The organism is Mesorhizobium sp. M2A.F.Ca.ET.067.02.1.1 (assembly GCF_004023285.1).
Classification (GTDB): domain Bacteria; phylum Pseudomonadota; class Alphaproteobacteria; order Rhizobiales; family Rhizobiaceae; genus Mesorhizobium.
Genome location: NZ_RZSB01000393.1, coordinates 1 through 5,607 on the forward strand (window position 1 = coordinate 1; position 5,607 = coordinate 5,607).

The following is a 5,607-nucleotide window of genomic DNA, read 5'->3' on the forward strand; positions in this document are numbered from 1 at the left end:
AGGCTACACTATCCTGTCCTATTCGAGCTGCCACAACCTCGTCGCCGAAGGCAGGATCAACTACTGGCGCATCCGCAACCCGCCGATCGAGCGGGAACTGCTTCTGGCGACATCCAGCCAGCGGCCGACCACGACGGTCATACGCGCGCTGACGACGCTCATCCGCGATGAGGTGCGTGTCCTGCGCAAGCTCGGGGTCTGGGAGCCCCGTCCGCCGTCTCCTGGCCCTGAACCTGCCGCCGACCTCGGACGAGCGGGATAAGGAGCGAGCCATGTCGGCGCGCTGGAAGGTACGGAGCTCCTCGGCATTGCCGGACGCAGATTCTCCGCTTGGGCTTCAGCGGTTCTCGCTATGAGGGGGCGTTCTTTCGTGCGAAAGGCGGTCTGCCGCGTCGCATTGGTTAGGATCTAACCCTGCCCGCGCTCGCACGTTGCCCGCACGCCGTGAGGCCGTGCGATATACAAGATCTTCTTCGGCTTCCGCCCTCGAAAGCCTGCGGCCGCAAGCTGACTTCTGCTTGCTGCCCCCGATCCAAACATCGGGGGTCCGGCCAGTAAGAGCGTCCGCTATACTTGGTCGTCAAAGCCGCGTTCGCCGATCTCCTGAAGCACGTGCTGAATGCTCTCCGGATCGACCGGGATCCGATTGCCGCGACCTCATAACTCGTCTTTCCGTGCCCGTCCGCCGGCAAGCCGCCCACTATCCGGTGGACAAGGACGCCAGGGACAGTCACAGTCCCAGTGCCGCAGCGACCCGTTCTTGGAAATACTGCACTCCCCGCTCATGCCGCCCCGAAAGTGGGCCGGAGCTATAGGCCCCTGCGGCATAGTTGCGGTGCGTATCGGCGCAGATCGTGTAGTCCTCGCGTACCACGGCCAGGGTGCCTTGCACGGATTTCGCCCTGCTCTCGGATGCTTCTGCAGAGGTGTCGGCAAAGAAAAAATGGTAGTGCTGGTCTGTGTGATGCGGTGAGGTCGGGTTGATTCGGCTGACGTTCATGCCGCCATCGAAAAGCGACAGCGTCCAGTTCGGCCACATCCAAAGCCATTTGCCGCGATAGAATAGACCGCCTTTTGGCGGTGCGGTCATCCGGACATAACCGGGATGGGCGGTGGTCTGGAAAGCTTCGAAGTCGATGGCAGCGTAGAACGAGGGATGCGTGCCGGGGATGTGGTAGCCTTCGACGAAATTGTCGGTGTAGATCTTCCAGTTCGCCTCAAAGCTGACGGTGGCCTGATCGGTGGCGACATAGGTCTCCAACGGCTCGTCCGCCAGTTCGGCGGGCAGAGAGCCAAGTTGACCCAGAAGACTTTCCTTCGGGTCGAGTGACGCAAAGAGCAGCCCGCGCCATTCGGACAGCTGCACAGTCTCCAGCGGCCAGTCTTCGGCGATGATCGCGGGATCCTTGCCATACCACGGAGCCTGCACCAGCCGTCCGGTGTCAGCGAAGGACCACTTGTGATAGGGACAAACGATCAGCCCACATTTGCCCGCGCCATCGGCCAGAAGTTTCGCTCCCCGGTGACGGCAGACGTTCTTAAACCCGCGCAAGGTCCTGTCCCGGCCACGGATGGCGAACACCGGCGTGCCGGCGATATCGATGGCAAGGTATTGACCTGATGTCGCGACCGAGGCGACCTGCCCCATGAACTGCCAGGTGTGCGCGAAAATGCTGCCCCGTTCCTGCTGCCAGATATCATCGCGGACATAAAGCGAAGGGTCCAGGTTCAGGTATTGCACGGGCGGAGTGTCGAGTGGCGGGTGGTCGGGTCGCAAGCTACCTGGCGTCATAGGCTAACCTCCAGTTGCGGCAATCCTGTCGTAGGCGGGGAGACATCGCAAGGGAATTGGCTCTGCTGCGCACAGCCTGTAAGCGGGGTGCTATTTTGCTCGAACGCAGATTTGCTGGAGTTGCGGTTCATTTCCAACTTGCCGACCTAGCTATCGACCATGATCAACACGTCGCATGCCTCAACCGCAGCACAGATTCCAGACCGACTTCGAGCCCAGTTCGTCGCCCGCCTGGTGAACGTCGGATGTCGGAATGGTGCGGTTCGCTCGCGAACGACGGGGATGGGGCCGTTGCCAAATGGCGGCTTCCGCCGAGCGCGATCGCACCCCGACAGCCAGCAGCTGGCCCCCTTTTCAGACTACAAGTCTGATGGGAGCCGAGCGAACGGCAGCTTAGCGCCTCTATTTTGCCGTTCAGACCACCGTTGCAGCTCCCCGAAAGCTGACGGACTGCTAAGCCGGCACTAAGGTCCTAACGGGGTGGGGGAGCGTTACTCCGTCGGTCAGCCCGCTGCCCAACGTTAGTTGCTGCGTTGATGTCAACGCGAGCATACTACATCAGTACTCCTGGGCTATCCTCCCGCGTGGTCGTTGCCACCGTGCGCGGCGATAAACATGGCCACGGCCGACCGACAATAGGATTCGATTTCGTTGCCTGTGACGGACCAGTCAACAAGAGGGCGATCCCAAAGACGAGGGACCTGGCGATCAGGAAAAACATCGCGGTCAGATATCCGGGACGTCGTGCCGGGCGCGCCAGATTCCTGGCTCCCAATCGTCGAATCATGAGGCCTTCCCCCAAATCGGCAAGCAAGACATCCATGCCCGCGAGCACTCCGATCGCACCAATCACGTTTATCCGGTTCCCCTTTGCCAGCGATTGATGAGACACCAGGCTGATCAGCGTTGGCGGCACGGTCGGTGCGATGCAAGTGCTGAAAAACTCCGCAGCATTGCCTGGACACCAACATGCCAAGCTTCCAGGGGTGCTGGCCATCGCGCCCAAGGCGCAATCATTCGATACCTTGGTCTATGGTTTCCTACGTGGGAGATTGACCAGGCTGCACGTGTGGCAGCCCGCGCCGACACCGGCTAGCAACGAGATGCTGGCCACGGTCAATGCTTCGCTTGCTCTGTCGGACCAAACGGCAACAGGCTTAGCTCCGAAGGCATAGCCCTGCTTTCGCGCAAGAAGTCGATCGCCGCGAGGTCACTCCCCTAGTCTTTGGCCAGTGCTTCCAATACTTCCGTATGTATCCAACCATTCAGTCGTCTAATCGTCTGGAGACAACTCGTTCCGTATCACTCTGGCGCAGTTTCAAACATTGGAGAAGAATAATGAAGCTCATCGCACTTGGTGCCGCGTCTCTTGTTGTTTCTGCCGGAACCGCACTTGCCGGCAGCGATCACTACGGGTCAGAAAAGGCTACTCCTGCCGACAAGTTGCATACCTCCTCGATCGAGATGATCGACGGACATGCCAAGCATGAAGCCGGTCAAACGGTTCGAAAGCCAGTCACGCCTAACGACAAATGTGGACAGGGTATTTGGGGGCAGTAGACCAAAGGCAGCTAAAGGACCGCTAGGTCTTTCTCTCAGATCGAGCGACTCAACGATAGAAGAGGCCTGGGCTTATAGGGCGCGCGCCGTGCATTCGCCATTGCGTCCATAACCCACATCCTCCAGGCACAAAAATCGAACTGCTGCCAAATCGAGGCGGCAGTTACCATCGATGGCACGCGCCGGCCTCATGGCGATTTCGACCGTCTGTCCCAGCCCTTCATTGCGGGAACAATGGACCAAGGTATGGAACGCACGCTTCCTCGGCACGATGGCCTGCACCTCGCAAAGCCCGGCATGGTTGGATCTCTCTAACGCGACGGAAATGGAGGTTAGGAAATGACACCGCGTCCAGCTCTTTCGAAGGCACTGCACATCGTCCTGAGGCTCTGCGGCATCGACATGGCTGCGCCTCGAGCAAGGCGCAGCGGCAGCGCTGTCCAGTCTGATCACGCGAAGGCTCAGCGAGTTTACACACGCAACGGGGTCAGAATGTCCATCTCTCCCAGAGATCATCGGGACCGCGAGTAAATTCACTCCCCTGTAGCGGAAGGCAGCTGGTCAAGGAGTCTTGGCCGATGACCATACCATGGACCCAAGAGCCAGAGGTGACGTGAGGGCGCAGCGCCTGCCTCACTCGATTACCGGGGCGGTCCTTGAGGATAACAAAGGTGGCCACCGGCTCTGCTCGAGAAGTTCGGATCGCACGAGTAGTCGGTGCCACCTGTCATGTGAGCCAGCGGGCGGCCTCGTTGCGTTCAGGACTAGAAGCATTGGTTGAGGTTTTGACCGAACGGGATTTGTCATGGACTGGTGGATCGCTCCCCCTCTCTACATGGCTCTGGTGGGCGTCGCCGGAATTGTTGTCTGGAACGTCATTCCGCGGAGTCGCCCCAATACAAGGCTGATCGTTCAGATTGCCTTCTTCCTTGCAATGTCGGTTCTCCTTCTGGACGGTGCCGTCGTCCCGTACGAGATAACCCGGAGCGGAGAGACAACGGCCCGAGCGATACTTTTCGGGGCGGCGAAAGCGCTCTGGTGGGTTCATCTTGCGTGGGCGCTGATCGGTTTCGTCCGCATCTTTCTCGTCTTCGAGGGGAAGCCACGCGAGGCAAGGCTCCTGCAGGATCTCGTCGTTGGCGTCGTCTATGTCGGAATGCTGCTGTCGGTCCTCGCTTTTGTCTTTGGCGTGCCGGTCGGAACCCTGATCGCCACCTCAGGGGTCTTTGCCATCGTCCTGGGACTGGCCCTGCAGAACACGTTGAGCGATGTATTTTCGGGCATCGCACTAAACCTCGGCCGCCCTTATGCGCTGGGGGACTGGATCGTTTTGAGTGACGGCACCGAAGGCCGGGTCGTAGAAACCAGTTGGAGGTCGACCCAGGTGCTCACCTGGGCACACAACGTCGTTGCACTTCCGAATAGTTTTCTGGCCAAGCTTGGGTTGACCAATGTGAGCAGGCCAGACGACAGCCATGGAATTGCTTTCACCATAAGAATCGCACCGACAAAAATGCCGGCCATCGTGGTGGAGGTGATGCGTACAGCCTTGCTGAGCTGCAACTCCATCTTGAAGGAACCGCCGCCCATAGTTGTTATTCGGGATTTGAATGCCGTGGCGATCGAGATCGATCTACTTGTGCATGTCGAGAATTTTGGCCGACGAATAGCCGCGCGGAATGAAGTCTTCGATCTCGTCTACCGCCACGTCAAGTCCACAGGCCTGCTGCTTGCGGCACCTCCCTCGTCGATCGCCGTGAGCAACCTGCCGACTGAAGAGACGGCGAGGCCGCCAAGCGTCACCCCGATTGACCTTATAAGGGCCATACCGATTTTTTCGGCGCTGACGAACGACGAGCAGGAGGCCCTTGCCGCGACGACCTCGGTTCGCACCTACCGAAAGGGCGACATCATCGCACGACAGGGAGAGATGCTGCCGTCGCTCATGATCGTTCGAGCCGGTATCGTCGCCCGGCAACTGGGCGAGGGCGATGCCCGCATGCAGGATATCGGTCGCCTCGCGCCCGGCGACTTCTTCGGTGAGACAGGGCTGCTGGCCGGCATCGGCGAGACGTCGACATTGCGAGCGTTGACACATGTCGTGGTCTACGAAATTGACCAGAAAAGCTTCGCTCCCTTGCTGCTTGCCCGGCCCGAAATGGCCGAAGATCTCGCGGCGGTGCTGGCGACCGGCATGTCTGCTTCAGGCGAAAGCGGCGCTCCGGAACAGCGACACGCGAACTCGAGATCTGCAC

3 protein-coding genes and 2 pseudogenes are annotated in these 5,607 nt (G+C 59.8%); 3 read left to right on the forward strand and 2 right to left on the reverse strand.

Going from position 1 to position 5,607, the window contains the following annotated elements; genetic code table 11:
- Positions 1 to 262 (forward strand): annotated as a pseudogene (locus tag EOA28_RS38960) (hypothetical protein); the annotation flags it as partial.
- A gap of 468 nt (positions 263 to 730) precedes the next feature.
- On the opposite strand, the gene EOA28_RS23045 reads toward EOA28_RS38960, so the two are convergent.
- Together EOA28_RS23045 and EOA28_RS23050 are read right to left on the reverse strand one after the other, a co-directional pair.
- On the reverse strand, positions 731 to 1,741 hold the full coding sequence (locus tag EOA28_RS23045; protein WP_189342144.1) for an aromatic ring-hydroxylating dioxygenase subunit alpha: 1,011 nt from the start codon (positions 1,739 to 1,741) through the stop codon (positions 731 to 733).
- 623 nt (positions 1,742 to 2,364) lie between these two features.
- Positions 2,365 to 2,445 (reverse strand): annotated as a pseudogene (locus EOA28_RS23050) (TetR family transcriptional regulator); the annotation flags it as partial.
- 685 nt (positions 2,446 to 3,130) lie between these two features.
- Between EOA28_RS23050 and EOA28_RS23055 the strand changes: the two are divergent.
- Both EOA28_RS23055 and EOA28_RS23060 read left to right on the forward strand, forming a co-directional pair.
- The gene (locus EOA28_RS23055) at positions 3,131 to 3,352 is read left to right on the forward strand and encodes a DUF680 domain-containing protein (protein WP_128315307.1); all 222 of its coding nucleotides are present in this window, start codon (positions 3,131 to 3,133) and stop codon (positions 3,350 to 3,352) included.
- Between the two features lie 805 nt (positions 3,353 to 4,157).
- The coding region (locus tag EOA28_RS23060) for a mechanosensitive ion channel family protein (protein ID WP_128315308.1) at positions 4,158 to 5,607 on the forward strand (1,450 nt) is incomplete at its 3' end.

What these genes read in the sequence shown, in the direction of transcription:
- EOA28_RS23055 (WP_128315307.1), top strand. Translation starts at nt 3,131, where the DNA reads ATGAAGCTCATCGCACTTGGTGCCGCGTCTCTTGTTGTTTCTGCCGGA.